Annotated in this window: 11 protein-coding genes; 1 reads left to right on the forward strand and 10 read right to left on the reverse strand. The window is 54.6% G+C overall.

From position 1 onward, the window contains the following. Nucleotides 1-1,098: alginate lyase family protein (locus AX760_RS27525; RefSeq protein ID WP_210187385.1), on the forward strand; the 1,098-nt coding region annotated here is incomplete at its 5' end. Between the two features lie 25 nt (nucleotides 1,099-1,123). Here the strand turns inward: AX760_RS27525 and AX760_RS21960 are convergent. The 10 genes from AX760_RS21960 to AX760_RS22005 all read right to left on the reverse strand — a co-directional run. Next, nucleotides 1,124-2,422 (reverse strand): tetratricopeptide repeat protein, encoded by a 1,299-nt coding sequence (locus AX760_RS21960; protein ID WP_071835152.1) that lies wholly within the window; start codon nucleotides 2,420-2,422, stop codon nucleotides 1,124-1,126. A gap of 330 nt (nucleotides 2,423-2,752) precedes the next feature. Next, nucleotides 2,753-3,424 (reverse strand): alginate O-acetyltransferase AlgF, encoded by a 672-nt coding sequence (locus AX760_RS21965; protein ID WP_083531284.1) that lies wholly within the window; start codon nucleotides 3,422-3,424, stop codon nucleotides 2,753-2,755. Nucleotides 3,425-3,428: 4 nt separating this feature from the next. Next, entirely contained in the window at nucleotides 3,429-4,793 is a 1,365-nt protein-coding gene (locus AX760_RS21970) for an alginate O-acetyltransferase (RefSeq protein ID WP_083531285.1), read from the reverse strand. Between the two features lie 4 nt (nucleotides 4,794-4,797). After that, on the reverse strand, nucleotides 4,798-7,650 hold the full coding sequence (locus tag AX760_RS21975; RefSeq protein ID WP_175552115.1) for a tetratricopeptide repeat protein: 2,853 nt from the start codon (nucleotides 7,648-7,650) through the stop codon (nucleotides 4,798-4,800). A 101-nt stretch (nucleotides 7,651-7,751) separates the two neighbouring features. Further along, nucleotides 7,752-8,912, reverse strand: coding sequence for an alginate lyase family protein (locus AX760_RS21980; RefSeq protein WP_071835157.1), 1,161 nt, complete (start codon nucleotides 8,910-8,912; stop codon nucleotides 7,752-7,754). After that, nucleotides 8,909-12,688, reverse strand: coding sequence for a right-handed parallel beta-helix repeat-containing protein (locus AX760_RS21985; protein ID WP_071835158.1), 3,780 nt, complete (start codon nucleotides 12,686-12,688; stop codon nucleotides 8,909-8,911). Before AX760_RS21985 ends, AX760_RS21980 begins: the two co-directional genes overlap by 4 nt. Nucleotides 12,689-12,824: 136 nt before the next feature. Next, nucleotides 12,825-13,913: a PilZ domain-containing protein gene (locus tag AX760_RS21990; RefSeq protein ID WP_071835159.1), complete on the reverse strand. Its 1,089-nt coding sequence runs from the start codon at nucleotides 13,911-13,913 to the stop codon at nucleotides 12,825-12,827. An 18-nt stretch (nucleotides 13,914-13,931) separates the two neighbouring features. After that, entirely contained in the window at nucleotides 13,932-15,473 is a 1,542-nt protein-coding gene (locus AX760_RS21995) for a glycosyltransferase (RefSeq protein WP_245295077.1), read from the reverse strand. Between the two features lie 431 nt (nucleotides 15,474-15,904). Then, nucleotides 15,905-17,002: an alginate O-acetyltransferase AlgX-related protein gene (locus AX760_RS22000; protein ID WP_071835160.1), complete on the reverse strand. Its 1,098-nt coding sequence runs from the start codon at nucleotides 17,000-17,002 to the stop codon at nucleotides 15,905-15,907. Between the two features lie 9 nt (nucleotides 17,003-17,011). Next, a partial coding sequence (locus tag AX760_RS22005) for an MBOAT family O-acyltransferase (RefSeq protein WP_071835162.1) occupies nucleotides 17,012-18,419 on the reverse strand: 1,408 nt, incomplete at its 5' end.

The following is an 18,419-nucleotide window of genomic DNA, read 5'->3' on the forward strand; positions in this document are numbered from 1 at the left end:
CAATGGTCATTAACCGCATCTTTGAGATCTTTTCGTACAGCTTTGATACAATCGCGTGTCAAGGCTATCAAAGTGCGCATTTCTCTTTTAATCCTCATGATATTTGCCTCGGCCGGTTACACGATGATCGACGCTGATTTTCCCGGAAACCTTGCCGGGGGCGCAATGGAAGAGAAGTTTTCCTTAAACACGTCAGTCTCACAAAAATCAGATTTGCCACTTTGGCAACGCGATCGAGAGACACGGGCGACCCCGCATCTTGGCGAAGGAGGTTGCGGCGCCTTCGGAAGGGAAAGGACTTTGCCAGTCGAATTGGCAACCCAGTCCAAGTACGGTGGCCCTGTCCAACTGGCCGGCGGGAAAAGGACGGCAGCAAGCTTAAGAGCCTTCAGCATTGACCCAGTCTGGCGGGCCGTTCGCACCCTCGAACCGATCGCGTACCAAGAGGGAGGGGGCTGTGCTCTCACGATCGTTGCCGGATGGGCACGATCTCGCGCCTTGACTGTCGCGAGTACTGGAGATGCGCAGGTAACGCGAGGCCGAATGATCGCTGAGACCGCGACTGTGATCGCTGATCTGGGGTCAGACCCTTTGGTCGCCCGCGACGACCGGGCAGACATTATCGCCTGGTTGACGGAGATTGGCAGCGATACCATCATCTACTTCGAGACATCGGCCGGCCCAAAAACGCGCCGAAATAATCACCGGTTCTGGGCGGGTCTGGCGCTGGCCCAGATCGGCAGGTTCACCAACAACGACGGATTTGTCGACTGGGCTGAAGAGACGTATAATCTCGGGGTCTGCCAGATCGATGAGAATGGTATGCTGCCACTCGAACTCGATCGCGGCGGCTATGCCCGCAACTACCATGTCTATGCACTGCGTCCTCTCCTGGCTACCCAACATGTGCTGGAAGGCCTTGGTCGCCATCCTGAGACGCATTGCCCGGGCGCGATTGATCGATTGCGCACCACCACCACAATGGCCATTGCCGATGACGGGTTCTTCGAGCGCCTGACTGGCCTCCGGCAAGTCGCTCTTCCGGACGAAAATACCTATGTCAGCGCCCTGCGGCTCAATCGTCTCTTTGTTTTCTAACCGGCGCATCCGCCTGCACAGAAGTCTACTTGGTTGTGAGCGACATGAGTGCTGAACGCGCAATCAGATTTCCGGCTTCAGCCGATTTGGTCAGCCACTTGGTTGCCTCTGGTATATCCTTGTCGACACCGTTGGCCTGGATATACATCAGGCCGAGCAGATACTGGGCTTCGACATCGCCGCGATCGGCTGCAAGACGACGAAATTCAGCGGCCTTTTGAAGCGACAACGATGTGCCGCGACCGGAAAAATAGGCTTCGCCGACAGCACGAATGGCGTTTGTATTGCCGAGCCGAGCCTGCTTTTCGAGCACGGGGAAAATCTCGATGTGCGTGCCGGTTGAGACGCCGGAACGGCTCATCGCCAGGGCAAGATAATTGACCGCATCCTGATCACCGGTTTTGGCCGCCTTGAGAAACAAGAGGATTGCTTTGGAAATATCCGCTTCGCTTGTGCTTTCCCAGAGGCCCTTAGCGATGATCCGCTGCGCGAGGGGACTACCGTTGGCATCACCAGAGGCAATTACGGCCATTGCGGCTTTTCTAGCGCTTTCGCTATAGCGTCCATCGTTGAGCTTTGCGGCGACGCCGATCGCAATCAAAGGGTCGGTTTGCATGGCGTCGAGATAAACCACCTCGCTTTTGGCAAAATCATCCGGCATTCCGGTGGCGGCCAGATAATCGCCCAGTTCCGCATACTGTTTCGCCCTTCGTTGGGGCGGCAACTTGTTGAGCCATTCCAGTGCGACATCGACGTTCTTGTCGGTGCCCTTGCCCTTGGCCAGGGCAAATGCGGTCTCTTCTATCCCGCGCTGGTTGCCGACCAGCGCCCCCCAGCGATACCACTCATAGGCACGCGTGGCATCTTGCGGCATGTCCAGACCAAGATCATGGAGACGCGCCCATGCCACCACACAGCTGGAGGAGCCGCGTATGCCTTCGTTGGCAAGCAGACGTAAAACTCTTGCGATCCGGTCTTTGCCGAATGTGTATTCGTTGCTCAATATACCCCGCGCCACCAATCTGACCGCATCCCGGTTTTGTTTGGCCATTGACAGTGCCAATGCAAAACCAAAGTCGAGATTTCGAGCCTCGCGGCGCGGGTTCACGAGGGCAATGGTCGCGATTTCTAGGCGTTTGGCCACTGGGAGTTTCAAAGCAGCGTTCAGTTCGGGCCACCCTTGGCCAGCGCGAAGTTCCTCCCAGGTCCGCGCCGATTCAAATTTCTTCTGATCGATCGGCGCTGCCTGAACACTCTTTAGCAGCGCAAACGACGCAAACGCGACGTACGTCAGGACACGACAGGGACGCAGAAACCGCATCATGACAGATCACCCTCATTCAACATTGGAACATGCCCCATTGCGTCACACCATCCATCTTCCTGAGCCATAGTGCTGCCGGCTGCGTACTTTAGCGAGACAGCGCTTGCACTGCGTTTTGTTGCACGCAGGCGCATTGTTGTTGTCCGCGCTGAGGGGCACTGTCAGTCGGTATTCATCCGCGCCCGCCGGTACGCTGAGCGCAATTGGCGCCGCGATCACGGCTGCAGGACGTGCCGATACACGCTGTCGTCGCCAAGACGGAGAGGGGTAGGGTAACTCGACGCAACGCATGATGCACTCGCTGGGCAAGAGGTAACCGACTGTGGTGACTTAATTCTTTGCGGCTGCCAGGGTTAGAAGGATGTCATCTGGCTTTTCAGAAAAGACGAAAATGGATGTGACTGAGCGACGGCGCAGAAGGGTCTTGCGGAAGGACTTGAGGATTTCACCGGAAGCCTCGACATTGAGGTCGATCGAAACGGCGTTTACGGCGCGCGACGCGCCACTGAGAGAGGCGACATTTTCGAGCACAGGCGTCCTTTTTGCCAAGGCCGTCAGCGACAAAGGCTGTTTGGTTATATTGTACAGAGCCAGTGAACATTTGGCAGGATCCTGGGTAAAATTATCGTGGATGATCACTGATTTGGCAGAGGACGGGTCAAGGACGATCGTCAGAAACTGGCTAGGCTCAATTGCAAGCTCTTCGCTCTTGCCGTTGACGGTCAGGCTATAGAGACCCGGTGCGCGCGCCATGTATTGCGACACGGCATTATCGACGAAAGAAATCACTTTGTCGTCGATTTGTGCCGTCAGATCCGCAGCGCGTCCCTTGGAAACAAAGCGAACAAAGGTCCATTCCCTTGGAATGCTTGGATCGTAGATGCCGCCATCGTCGGAGGAAAAAGCGGCAGGCGATAGCACCACCACTCCCATCAAAGAGACGGGAACTGACCACAGGAATGCTCGCCGCGTCTGAACTAAATGTCCGTTGTGATCTGACATGACACTACCCCTGCTGCTTCATGTATTGTCGTGGAACTCGGCAGAGCTTTGCCGTGAGCGACGTATTGCCAAGCTTGTCGTCAATCGAAATTCCCGTAACAGGTGCGGTAAATTCATCGCTGAGCTTCAAGAAAAAGCGACCGTCATCGACGAAACGTGCAAAACCGCCAAGCGTGATGATATCGTTATCGCCATTGGCGTACTCGACTGTCACCGTCAGTTTGTTCAACCCGGCCTGGGATGCATCGAGTTCCAGATAGGTGCCGTTGCTTTTAATGCCCTTTTTGGCGTCGACCGATAGGATCTGCTGCTGATCTGGTTTGCGGGTGGGCGACGACGAGGCAAGTAGCAAATCACTGTTGCAGGGACCGTAGATGGCACCAAGAATCTGACGAGATGCTTTGAACATGGTCTGGTCAACATCGTAGTATGACGGCGCCTCCCACACGATAAGGGGAGGCGGTTCGGTCTGGAACCTTTTGGAAAACAAAAGCGTTGCCAGAGACGATATGAATTCGGCCCCGTTCTCCGCATAGTTGGTGAAATCCAAGCTGACTTCCTGGGAAAGAAAACCAGCAAAATTGAATTCTGGTGTTGCACTGAACGATGACCCGACAAGAGCGGCAGGTTTCACCTCGGCGGCTTGATCTGCGAACAGATCCGTCGCATCGTCGGCGTTGCGAGTGGTGGACCAGATGGCATCCTTTTCGGTATCGATGGCCGAGCCGCAAAGCGATTGAATCTCGTGGCCCATGCCTGAGATGTAGTCCAGCGTTCCCGTTTGCACGGTTTCAAAGTTGTAGTGCGGGAGCGTATTGTAAATTTCCAGTTTCTTGACAACCTCACCGACCGCCTTGGCGGTCAGTTGTGCTCCCTTTGTGGTCCAGTGGTGATCACGGGCATAGAAGAAATCCTCTTCTGCATGTGCGGTCGTAATGGCCTGCAGGACATCGACTGTGTTCAATCCGCCTTTTTTGAGCTGTTGGACATAAAGCCGGAATTCATCGATCGCGGCTTTGGAGTTGTATCTCGCCTGTATTGGCTCACCGGTGTCCAGTTTGTCACGCTGCACAATTCCTCGGGGAGGAAGCGGCACGAAAACAAGCTCGGTTCCCTTTATCTTCAGGGCATCGGCGATATCCCGCATCGTATCAATGGTTTCGGACGTCCGAGCGAAAAATTCCTCCAGGTCCGTGCTGGTGCGGAAAAACACTCCGCCTAGGCCAGGTTCAAGCGCAAAGGTGTTGCCTGGAGCAGACAGCTTTGGACAGGCGCCAGGCGCTGCTTGTGCGGCGCAAACGCCAGAGAGAAGGAAGACGAAAAGTCCCTGAGTGATAACCGAAGCGGATTTCCAAGTTTTGTATGTCATTGCCTTACTCCTCGTCCGCTTCGTCAGACAACGTTTGCTGCCCGACCACAGGGCGCGCAGCCGGTCCCAGCGCAAGGCGCGTCAGTATCTTGTTGGATTGATTGTGTTTGAGTGACTGCGCCTTTTTCATCCACATCAGGCCATCAGCCTGTTCAGAGCTATTCGCGCTTGCGCGCAAAACAAGCGCCGTCTGGAACATCGCCGACGGATTGCCCGCATCGCGCGCCTTCTTCAGCCAGCTTTGGGCAAGCGATTGGTCTTTTTCGACCCCAAGACCGAGATGGTAGGCTTCGTACAGTCTGTACATTGCCCCAGGCCCGAATTCGCCCGGTGTTTCGGCCGCCCTTTCCAACCAGAAGATCCCAGCTTCGGGGTCTTTTGGCACGCCGAATCCCGCAAGGAACGCTATGCCCAGTTGGATCATGGACGCGGTCTGGCCCCGTTCAGCCCCTTTGTAGTTGTATTGAAAAGCGGCCTGTGGGTCGATGTCGCTTCCGATGCCTGCGCTGTTGAGCAGGGACAGATCATGCCATGCCCTGTCAAAACCTTGGCTTGCCGCTTCAAGCAGGAGTTGGTGCGCCCGATCGGGGTCGCTGGGCACACCGGCTCCCCACATGTACACCAGCCCGAGTTCCCTTTGGGCTGCGCGGCTGCCTGCGGCACTGGCAATCTGGTAGTAGGGAACAGCTTTTGCCTTGTCGGCAGGAACGCCAATCCCGTCACCGAAAATCTGAGCCAACCGAAGATTGACACTCGCATTCTCAGGTTCGATTGACAAAACCTTACGATAATACGTGAGTGCCTTGTCCGGGTCGGATGGCACCTCTGTTCCTTCCAGATAAAGGTCTGCAAGCATGAGGACCGCGTCGATGTCGCCTTGATTCATCGCCGTTTCGAGGACCTGGACAGCACGGTGGACGTCCTGGGCGACCACTCGGCCTTCGATGTAAGCCGCAGCCAGCGCATTAACGGCGCCAGGCACCTTCCCGGTCACCATTTCCTGCAGAATGCTGAACCCTTGTAGGTTGAGAAGCTTGTCATTTGGCCGCAACAGGGCCTTTGCCAAAAGGAAGCGGTTTTGCCGCGTCTCGCCGACCAAGTCTGTTGCCATCTGCAACCATTCGATGCCCGTATTCGCATCTCCGCTTTCTGCCGATAGGGTCTCATAAAGATCAATTGCTGCGGAGAAACTTCCCCCTTTTGCCGCTTTCTTCAAAAATGGAATTGCGTCCTTCATTTTTCCATAGGATTGCAAAAACCGCGCCATCTCGACGGGCGCTTCCGGATTGCCGGTGGCAACAGCCTTCGCAAATGTCGTATAGGCATTTTGCAACGAGTCCGGACCACCGATGACAATATAGAGATTGGCCAACTCGCTCAGACTGTCAGTGCGACCGCGCTCGGAGGCTGCTGTAAGTAGCTCTACCGCCCGCTCAAGATTCTGAGGAACCAGGGTTCCTTGGCTCAGGACCTTTGCTAGCTTCAGCATTGCGGCATCGCTGTTGGCTGCGGTTGCGGATTCCAGAAATCCTACCGCCTTGCGCTGTTCTGCCGGATCAGTCGATAAAAGATAGGCGTTGGCGATCCGGTTCATGACACGCACGGATGACGTCACGGTCTGCGCCTTTTGATACCATTCGACCGCCTTCGCAGTGCTCGCTGGGACGCCCATTCCCTTGAGGGTCATGTCGCCGATCACCACGGCAGAGTTGACGCTGCCATTGTTGGCAAACTCTTCGAGCCGCAGCCTTGCGAGTGCAACATTTTCATCGGTTCGCAATGCGGGCTGCGCGATCAGCAATTCGCCAAATCGCACAGCCCCGTCACGTGATTTACGTTCGACGGCCATTTGGTAAAGCTGCAGTGCGCGAGCGGCGCTACCGATCACGCCGTTTCCGGCGTCGAACATTTCACCGATACGCAGGATTTCGTCGATGTCCCGAATTTCGCCCTTGGCGACGCGTGTAAAAATTGCATCAGAAATTTTTTGTCGCTCCAGCAGGGAGCGTTCGAGTTGTGATGAGAAATATAGGATTGCCGTTGAATCATTGATTTGCGCGAGATACCGGACCCAGCGATCAAACTTTGCCTTATCGACCTCCAGCCCGTTGGCCTCTGCGAAACCTCGAACAATTTCGCGTGCTGCCGCGATGTCTCCGGCTTCAGCCGCGATCTCGTAGTAGCGGACGGCTTCTTTCGGATTGAACAGGCCTGTTCCCGGCTCGCTCTGAAGACGCGCCATCCAGTAGGTCGAGCGCTCATGGCCAAGATCACTGGCCTTTCGATACCAATCCAGAGCGAGCTTGAGCGCTTCGTCGGATTGCGCTTGGCGACGATAATATTCACCAAGTTCGTACCCCGAACGGGCGTCGCTTGTGGCAAAACGCTTTTCCAAGAGTGTGATGCCAAACGAATTCAGCGCAGACCGTTCAGCCTCGCTCTGCGAGAGTGCGCTCAGCTTAAATGCAGCGGCTCCAAACCCCAGCCGCATCGCAAGTTGCAGATTGCGACGGGCATCGGCAAGCCTGCCTGGATTTGCCGCCAGTGTATTGCCAACGAGATAGGCGGCTTCAGCCTGGCCGGTACTCGCGGAATCCTGCAATAGGCGAAGGGCACGATCTCCATCATATGCTCCGCCCTCACTGGCCAAAAGCATCTTTCCCAGGGTGAGTTTGGCTTCGGCGGTGTGTGTTCCTTGCACGGTAAGTGCAGCTTCCGCCATCTTTCGCGCTTTAAAGTAGTCTGGAACCGCGAGTGGATTGTCCGCGTCAACCTGTACACCGGACCGCAGCAATCGCGCGTATTCGAGCAGGCCCGGACCATCAGTGCGATTGGCAAGAGCATGGATTTGCTGCATGCGCTGGGCGGCCGTTGTCCGTTCCGCCGCGGCTGAAACTTGGAGCGGTCCAAGAAGACAAGCCCCACTCAACAGGAGGATTCTGAAATACCGTGATATACTCATGTTTGCCCCCAAAAACAGGTGGCGTTGCCGCCGACAAATTCGTCGATCAAGGGACGTTCTGGTCTGCCATTGTCCTGCAAGAGCAGCGTTGCTCGCTTGACAGTCATACGGGATGGCGGCTGGTCATTCAGGACCTCGAGGAATGCCAGATAATGGCGGCCGTTGCTGCGCTTCGTGAGAAAGCCCCGATCTTGCTTGAGGTAGTCCGTTTCCGGGCCAGGAATATAGTTTTCCGCAGCGTAGGCGTCGACCAGCGCCGGGTCGCGGATGCCGTTCAACCAGTACGAGAAAATCGTCCAGATCGATTTTTGCATGTCTTCACTATCGGAGCTTTCAGCGTCATACAGGTTTTCACCGCGACCGCGCGCCACTTCCGCCATGACGACCATACTCGTCAACGACTGTCTCATATACCACAAGGAACGGGCGCCGCGCCGTGTTTCCAATGGTAGACTTCCATCGTTGCGCGCCTCCGATAAAATCGACAGAAAGCGGTCGCGCCCCTTCGCATAAAGTTCGTCATCTTCGACCACTGCGCCCCATAGCATGAGCACGCTGTCGGCAAGGTAACGGTGGTTGTTGAGATCAACCTCGCCATCAAAACGATGATCAACACTGCGCACAATAGGATCCAGCCACTGTTCGACCAGGTTCGCGTGATCGTCCGTAAGGCCATCCTTCACGATGGAAAAGGCGACGATTGTAGGAAGCAGTGCCCGTTTCAGAGCATAATAGGCGTCGTGGGAAAGCTCCGTGTCTTGAAACGCTTTGGCGCCCGCCCATTTGGTAAGGAGGTTACGCAACATGGTCGCCGATTGCGTGTCGCCCGCCATTACGCGGCCCGACAGGACCATCATCGCCCATGCAAATTCCGCCCCAGCGCGATCTGTTCCGTATCCGGCCGTCGCTTTGAAGCCGTCTATGACGGCCAGGTCCGCCCATTTTGGATCGACAGCGACCGCAAGGCAGTTCTTGCGCCCAACGTCGTTCGCTTGAGAAGCCAAGGCCTGCTTGCGACTTTCGACATCAAACAGGCCACGGTAAACCTGGCCCGAAGCCGCAGCCACGCCGGTGAACAGCAACGATCCACTGAAGAGCGCGCCCACGCATCCCAACATAAGAGTTCTATGACCCCGCAAGCGAAAAGACAGTTTCATGAATTGTCTCCCTTCGCGTTGAAGGTCTTGCCTTGAACCGAGCCTGGCACATCGGTGCAGGCTGCCGGAGCGCTCTGGGTGGACAGCATGAGTGATTGTTGCGTCGCTCCCAGATATCCGTTGTCGAGAAATTTGCATTCATGATCAACAGGGCGTTTGGGAACGCAGGCGGTGGCCGTGATCACCACGCGGTTGTGCTGATTGAAGCGCAGGATGTGTCCTTCGAATGCCCGCGCATCGCCGTCGACCAGACGTCCCATCTGACCCAGGTAGTCGTTGTTGGAAAGGCTGAAAGCGGAGGCGCCGTTGACCTTGATGCCGTCGCCATTGCCAGCCAAACGATTGCGGCTAGCCGAAAATGTCGTGATCGGAAGGTACGGGTCTAATTCGAAGTCGCGCAGCGCGTTTGCCGCCGAGACCTTCAGGTTGCTGATATAGCCATGGATTGCAGACTCCTTGTTTTTTTCCAGGATATTGCCATGGACACCGATGTCCCAGCTGTTTCGGATCTTGATCCCGGCGCGCTTGTTGTCGAAGAAGCGGTTCGAGACCGCCAGGTTGCAACTGCTTTCAAAAAAAGTCAGGCCATCCTGTTCGTTGTTGAAGGCGACATTGCCGTAGACGTAGTTGTCGACGCTGTTGCGATCAATCATGAAGCCTGAGCCGGTATTGCCATGCGAGACATTGCCGACGATCCAGCTTTCATTGACTTCGCGCGAGACGATAATGCCGTGCTTGGCCTTGGTGTCGTAGGCAGTGTTCAGTGCAATTAGCAAGCGATGTGATCTGTCATGGGGATCAACTGCATACAGAACATTATCCCTGTATTCGTTGCCAACGAGGCTGACCTCCTCGGCCTCATAGGAATAAAAGCCGTACTCGAAATTATGAAAGTAATTGTCAGCCACAATCCCAGTTGGCGCCGTATTGTCGGCTTTGTTTTGAACGACGGTCTTTGGGCCGGCCGAAAACGACAGGCCAAAGGATTTCGGTGCCGCATAACCCAACGAGTCGAGGGTTGAGCCACCAATCATCATTTTGGAGTTGCTCCATCCAATGATATATGGTCGGAAATTCTGTCGTTTCGACTTGTCGGAATAGCGGGGCCGTGCGTGCTCTTCCTCCCAGGATGTGACCGTTGTGTCATTGACATAAAGGGTTCCTGCGACCGCGATGAAGCTGCCAGCCTCGACCGACATGCGGTAGGCGGAGGCTTCCTGGCCGGACAGGATCAGACTGGCGCCCTTAGCAACCAAAAGTGGCGCACGCAATGTCACGATATCGCCCTTTCGGGTCACGAGAGGATAGGTGCCGTTCCCGGCCAGCTCGGTTGCAAGGCTCCCAAGTGTATAGACCCCTCTCTCGACGACAATGATCCGCGGGTAGGGCGTCGCCTGTGCAGTTGCTGCAAATGTCAAGCCGGTGTTTCCTGCCGCCAGATCTTCAAGGAATTTATCATTGAATGGGCTCAAATTGGCCAAGGTGGTGCTGACGCGTCCGGCCCGCGGGAGCGGAATCAGAGCGCGTACGCTAGCAACACCCAGGCTGACGTCGGGATAACTGTAGGCACCAGCTTCTGGATCCAGGCCGGCTACACGCGACAATTTGAGCGCATTGTTGCCGAAGACGGACGATCCAGCATTCGTTTCAACGGATGTCGCCGCTACTTTTACGGTTCGTTTGCGATAATCTTCCGGTTTATTTTTGCCATGGCCAAGCCCAAAGCTGTCGAGGCCCGCAAGTTGGATTTCAGCAATTGATCGCGAGACACGTACCCGAATGCGATCGTCGCGCAATTTCGTCGCCCCAAGGGATGCCATTTTCAAAAGCTCGGGGAAGCGAGACAGTTCGACCAGGACGTCTCCGCGCAAGGCCTCATCACTATTGGCGAATGTGTTGCCAGCAAGATAATCAAACGCCTGGTTGAATTGTCCAAGCGAGGCGGAGCTCTTGCTTATCAGACCGACAGCCTTGGCCTTTATTTTGTCATCCGCAATCTTCTGGACGATTCTTTTTGCCATATCTGTGTCTTTCGAAGACGACAGAAGTTCGACAATATCCAGATAGTTGTTGTCCCGATCCTTGGCGTCGGCTTGTGCGTCGGTCGCCTGTAGCGCTCGATCCACGAGGGCATGGAATGCGTCCTTTTCCGTTCCGACGCGCATCTCTTTGGCGACCCGCAACAGGGCTTCGATCTGATAGTTTTCATCCTTGATCGCAGCAATCATGGACTGCGCTTCGCCAAAATCTCCCTGCTTTGCGTAAGCCCTTGCCATTTCCGACTGGACACGGCCCTTGTCCCGCAGGTTGCCGATGGCTTTGATGGCCAGTTCACCGCCGGCCAGATCACCTGCCTTTACTTTTGCACGGCCGATCCCTGACAGCGCCTCGTCGCGGTCCTTGTCTCTTGTGACGGATGGAAGCAGTGCTTCCGCCTCTGGAATCCGGTCCTGATCGGCGAGGCTTTTTGCCACATTTGCCACCGCGTCGGATGTGGCCTGTGTTTTTGTCAGATCCGGAAGAAACGCTAGGGCATCAGTCGTCCGATCCAGGCTGATCGCGCCGTTGATCGCTGCAACAAGTGCGACATCGCGCTCGGCTCCGCCCAGACGCCTTGCGATCGCGACACCGCCCTCATAGAGCTCCGTCGCCATTTTGGTGAGGCCGCGATCTTGTAACTCGGCTGCGATTGCAAAATCAATTTGAGCGCGCAGGGGGCCGGGCGCCAAGAACTCGGCGAACGCCACTGCGTCAAGCGCCCTATTCAACTCCAGCCGATTGCGAATGATCCTGACAATCAGGTCTTCCTGATCGCTAGCATCCGACAGGCTGGATGCCACAATCGGCAAGTATGATAACTCGTTATTCTTCAGGATCGTATCAGTGACAGCATCGATACCGGCCTTGCGGCTTTCAGAGTCTTCCGGTGGCACAGCCAAAGCCCAGACCAGCGCATTCTCGAGATCACCACGTTGCAGGGCCGTTGCGCTTTGCTTCAGAATTTCCGCTTTTTTTGCTTCCTTTATCGGTTTGCCAGCAATTTTCTTATCGTTCAGAATGCGCAACGCGATGTCATAACGTGCATAGGCGCGCATACGGGCAGGCCACATCCTGCTGATGGCACGATTGGCATTCAAGGATGTGATTTGAGGATCGATAATTGTACCGATTTGCGCGATGCTGTTGAGAACTGCATTCTTCGCATGCGGTTCCGTGATCTGTTCAACGCTGACCACGGCCTTGTCGAGCGCTGCGCTAGCGGCAAACCTGTCTGTATTTACGAGAGACAAGGCGTAATTGCCTATAGCGGCGATCCTCAGTTCCGGTCGTCCAACGCTGTCAATGAGCTCCAGAAGTTGGGACCTTAGCCCGGTGCGCGCTTCGGCATCCAGCCTGCTTGACTTCAGTTTTTCCGCAAGTGCGCTGACATGAGAGGATGTGAGTATATCTGCCGTCACGCCCTCAGAAGATAAAGCCTCAACGACATTCTCCACTTCCGGTATCCCGTTCTGAAGACGCAAGAGCAATTGCCCAAACTGTTCGCGGGAACGGCTGATCGCTGCAATACGCGCATCAATGTCCTTGGCGGCATCCGCATCAAGGACGCCCTGGCGCACGTCTTTTGCGATTGTATCAATTTCCGCGGTCTGGCCTTGGGCCAATCCACCTGCCAAAAGGCACAGTGCACAGGCGAGCAGAGCCACGCTCGACAAGCGCAGCGGCGCGCTGGAAAGGCGTTCAACGGGTCGAAACGAAACAGGATGACGCAAAAACATATGTCCAATCTTTCTTCGAGCAGGCTAATGTTCAGCCGGTCTGCGGATCAGGAACGATATCCGTCAAAATCGCGTTGAGCCTTCAACACTCGTCATTGCAAAACGAAGATGCCGGGCCGAAGCTCCCAACCGAGCGTTATCGGAGTTGTGCAGCAAATGTGGTCAGCCAGTTTTGCAAAAAACTTCTTGGTCCCTTGTCAAATCGGACATCCGCCGGTGCGCCAACCGAGTTTGCGTTGACGCCCTCAAGCGCGATCTTGACGGGAACCGGACCGGTTCCAGCAAGGTCAGTCTCGTCCAACCTTGGCAGTTCCAGGATGGTTGCCTTCTTGACGGCCTTTTCTTGGGGCAGGGCGACCGAGATATCGACGCCCTTGTATAGATCCATCACATGTGATCGCTCGACGAGGGCTGTAATATGCGGAGCGGCGTCGCTTGCCTGAAGCGAGAGCAATTGTTGGCCATTGTGTACCTGCGCATCGACATTGGCAGCCGATTTATCTGCAATACAGTTACACGGCGACACCACAGAGACACTTTGACCGCTACCCGTAAGGATTGTGGCGATGCGTTCACCGCTCTTGACAGGTCCCGTTACGAGGTTGGTGAGAACACCGTCGGAAGATGCGACAACTGGAACACTGTCGATGGAAACAATTGCTGACGTTGCCTCGAAAATCCAAAGCTTTTGATAGAGGCCCCCGAAAAGGGCAAGCAGGACTGCCAGTGAAAGAGCAGTCGTTGCCGTTATATTCAGCGTTCGGCGAAGTGCATGTCCGGCTTTTCGTCCAAAGGTTGCCGCGGCTTTTTCCTGGCCTTTGGATCTGCCGCGGACATCAACGGAACGCCGCGAGAAATCGAGCAACTCATTGATCATCAAAAGTTCGCCGGACAGGTACGAATCCAGGATAAAGCGCAGGATCCGCACATTACTGTCGGTCAGTTCGACATACTTCAAACCAGATCTTCCATTGACCGGGTCGGAGTAGCAGACCTCCGCTTTCAAATTGAGCGAAAATTCGAAGCCGTCGAAAGGAAACTGAAGCTGGATGGGGACGACCCTTCCCTTGCGCAATACTGCTGTTCCGGTTCCGACTCCCATTCCGGCCACGGAAAAATCAACGGCCTCATAGCGGTGTTGTTCGATGACGCATTTCAGCGGCAGCTTGTATCGCGCGTGCTGGCGTTGCTCGTCCGCCTCGAATTTCACCATGTTGATACTCATTGACTGCTCCTGCGTTCGTTAGCGCGATGGAATGATGAAGGCGAGATTGCCGAGGTCGGGAAGCGATATCTCGCCGAGGAAGAGTGCGATGGCAGTGATGAACAAGGCGGCTGCGAGGCCGTGCATATAGACGGAGGATGCGTCCTGCATTTTCAACTTCAACGACCCTGGGGAAGCCATCAGGGTGGTCTTTTGCCGGGTCCATTTCTGGCGGTTAAGGCGGAAGAAGATAAATGTCTTTATAAGGGATCCAAAGATCTGGTTGAAGTATATAAAGAACGGATAAAATATCGAAACGCGTTTGCGTGAGTTTAGAAGCATCAAAGTCATGATGTAACGCGTAAAAAGGATCCAGACGATGTACGTCGGTATGATCAGCGGGTTTTCCAGAAATGCGATGAGCAAGACCATCACCAGCCCGGCAAGCGACGTCCACATCGATACCCGCTGATCGAAAATCGTCCACCAGGTAAAATAGCCTATCCGGGCCGGTCCAAGCTCAAGTGCGCGTCCGTTTGTGCGCAACATATTGCCGAACCAGCGGGTCATAAGCTGTGCGGCAGCTGAAACGAATTTCTGCGTCGGCGGATCTTCCACGGTTGCGACAACGACGTCTGGCACGTAAAGCATCCGATAACCGTTTTTCAGAAGCCAGAACCAGCTCGACTTGTCATCTCCGGTGAGGAAATCGAGCCGACCGAGACGCCAGTGATCGATATAGTCGGATTCCACCTGCTGGATAAAGCTGGGGTCACACACTACGGATGCTCTGAACATCGACATGCGGCCAGTGAGCGTCAAAACCCGCCTGGACAAGCCGTTCGATGACATCAAGATGTGGCGTTGGGCGAAGCGTAAACTATACCAGATGTGAAAGGCGGATTTGCCGCGAACCCTGGATGTCTCGTCCGTGGTCAGTGCGCCGACGCTAGGGTCTGCATCGAAGAAGCCTGCGCATTTCTCGATCAGGTCGACCGGCACGATTGAATCACCGTCAATCACAGCAATCACGTCATCCTTGTCGGGCGACATTTTCGAAATGGCTCGAAAGGCATAGGCGAGGGCGTCGCGTTTGCCACTGCCATTAATGCGCGTGATAATCAGGTCGATAGGGCTGTTTTCTCCGCAGATGAGGCGATGCATGGCCCGTATCAGCCTTTGGTCGCCCATCTCGACAATGGAAGCGACGACGGTAACAGGACCTACTGCTGCTTTTGCCGCCTCGAATGTTGCTCGGTAGACCTCGGCGGTGGTATCGCCGTCAATCCGATAGCTCGTCACCAACAGGAACGCGTGAGGCGCCTTGCCCGCCTGCTCGCGGTCGAGCAAGACGCGATCGGCCTCCTTGCGCAGACGCGGAAAGACGCGGTAGCGGTACAGGTTGGAGCGAACGAAATGCAGCAAGCCCCAGCTGTAGCGCCATATCGCGAGGATGCCGAGACCCAGAAAAAGGCCGGCATGCCCCCCCCAGAACCAGCCCTCCGAAACGTTCATCACCAGCAGCAGTAGACAGACAACAAACACCAGGTGCGCGGGGAGACCTTCGCTCCATTCGATCAAACGCGATCTATCCGTTGTGTAGCGGGTAGCAATAGCACGGAGGTCAACGACATCCTTGGCTATTTCTTCTGTTTTAAATATAAAGCGAGATGGTTGGCTTCTCATACGCATAAGCCCTATTCTTCGCAGAATTATATAAATATGGGAAAAAATTACTATATTGTAGTTCTATTTTGATCTTTACGACGAAATCACAGTGTTTGCCTATTCTATTAAGAGAAGGCAAATTGAAGTTTGTATAGAAAAATAATTTGTTTAAATAATAGGCCGAAAATATCCCGCGCCTGCTAATACCATATATGCTTTTTGGGTTTGATCAATAAAAAATTAAGGCATCTTTAACATTTTTTCCATCGTGTCGGCATCTGTACTAAACGATATTTGGATTGTTCCGATACGCGTCTGCTGGAGCGGGGTTTCCATGGCGTGACCTACAGCGTTTTGCGCAATGCATCCCTGTCGAGATCATCGAGATAGCGGACCGGAATTTCCCACACGACGATTGGCGCAATCGGACCCTTTTCAATGGTTTTGAGGAACGCACTCATTGGCTCAAACGGGCCTCGCCCCTCCTGCGAATAGTTAAGAACATCCATCCCGCATGCGAGCTTCAGATGGTCTTCAAACGACCAGGTCGAATTAGCACTATAGCTTGTCCCGACCAGTGCGAGTGGTATCGCCGGGTCGTTTTGATGTGTGGAATCGGCAAACAAGCTGTCCGCGTCGGATATAATCATTGCCGCATCAATCCCGACAATCCGGTCTGCTGCATGGACGGAGGCGGGCGCGAACCACCCCATATCTATGAATTTCGACAGGTCCCCAACATGGAGGACTTCCATTCGGGTTTTGGCCTCAAAAGTCATTTCGTGCAATGGCTTAAGTGTCGATATCTCGTTGCACGCTGTCCGCGCTGCTACGCTGCTGCCTTCTGTCGACCAATGTGTATCCGACACAAGAAAAAGTCTGTCGGCGCCGGGAATATCGTAGGCCCTCTGCAAGTCCACGGATCGAATGTTCTTGTCTTCAAGAAATGTACGGAAACGATCATAAACGCCAGCATTTCGACTGGGCAAAATCAGATCGCCGAGCTTGTTGGCAGCGACCGCCGCCTTTGCCGGAACCGGCAACACTACCAGGTCCGCGCCCTTGGCTTTCAAGACGGATCGAACCTCTAGGACCCGCTCGAAGGCCGCAGCCAGATTATCCTCAGAGCGACGCGACCAGGAAAATTCTTCGGTGGTGAACAGCCAGCCATCACGCCCCACAAGCGCACCTGTTCGTGCCTCGCCGAACAGGTTGAACGATATCGCATTGAACAGGTGGACCGCAGCGCTGTGAAAAGGAACGTTTTTCTCATACGCCGATTCAACTTTGGAGGTGAATTTTCCGGTTATCACATCCTGATATTGACTTATTGAGAGATCTTTCGCGTTGAAAGTCAGTGTAAAACTGGCAGTCAGGATGACGCCGAACACCAGCACGCAGATCATGAACACGGATAACAGGACGCGACTGAAGATGCTCACGGGGAACTCCTAAAACTGAAAGTAGAGGAACGGCGAGTCATTATCGGCAGACAGTTTCAGCATGGATACCAGGCCAAGCGTGCAGACAATCACCGATGCCACGGAGCCGTAGCGCATCGTGCGCTGGAATACACCACGGTCACGGGGCACATTCAAGGTCAGGATATTGCCGACATAGGGCTCGGTGAAAGCCGCGACAATTCCGAGCGCAAGACAGACCAGAGCGAAGTTCTTGACCTGCCATGCGATATCAGCCTGCATTTCGAAGCCATTGAGCCCCACGAGTCCGCGATACATGTCAATCGCCGCTGAAACATCGGTTGCTCGGAACATCACCCAGCCAAGCATGACCAGAATAAGCGTCGTGAACATGGCGACAGGTGGCCTGCGTGTCGTTTGTGTGACGCCGAGCAGCCGCTCAACGACAAGCAAACCACCATGCCATATGCCCCAGAGAACAAACGTCCAATTGGCACCGTGCCACAACCCGCCGAGAACCATAGTCACGAACAGGTTTACGTAAGTCCTGCGCGGTCCCTTCCGGCTGCCGCCCAACGGAATATAGAGATAATCCCGCAGCCAAGCAGACAGGCTCAGATGCCACCGACGCCAGAATTCGGTAATCGAACGTGAAATATAGGGAAACTGGAAGTTTTCGATAAAGCGAAAGCCCATCATCATGCCGAGACCGACGGCCATACTCGAATAGCCGGAAAAATCGAAGTACAGCTGTGTGGAATATGCAATCGCGCCAAGCCAGGCCTCGACGAATGTCGGGTCGGCCTTTGCGAATATCGCGTCTGCAATTGGCGCGACTGAATCGGCGATCAAGACCTTCTTTGCCAGACCGGTAAAAAATCGGACACAGCCTTCGGAGAACAGCAGGAACGAATGTTCCCGGGCGATGAACTGATTGGCTAGATCCTTGTAGCGCAGCACCGGGCCTGCAACCAATTGCGGAAACAGCGCTTTGAAAGCTGCAAAATCGACGAAATTTCGTGAAGGCGCAGCATCGTTGCGGTAAATGTCGACCAGGTAAGAAACCGCCTGGAACACGTAGAACGAGATTCCGATCGGGAGAATAATGTTGGCGTAGAGCGCCGAAAAATTTTTGCCTTCGTTAAGAAAGACCGAAAGGCTATCAACGAAAAAATTAAAATATTTGAAATAGGCGAGGGCAGCCAGAGGCCCCATCAGTGAGATAATGAGCAGTCGCCTCTTTCTGACGGGATCAGGGTTCTCATAAATCCTTTTGCCAAAGGCATACGTCCAGACCGTGACCAGCACCAGCAGCATCAAATAATCAAGTCTCCACCACGCATAGAAAGAATAGGAGAAGGCAAGAATGACGAGGGATCGAAACCGGAATGGCACCAAATAATAAGTCGCCAAAGCAAGCGGTAGAAACATAAATATA

Origin of the sequence: Pararhizobium antarcticum, assembly GCF_001885585.1 — a bacterium.
Classification (GTDB): domain Bacteria; phylum Pseudomonadota; class Alphaproteobacteria; order Rhizobiales; family Rhizobiaceae; genus Pararhizobium; species Pararhizobium antarcticum.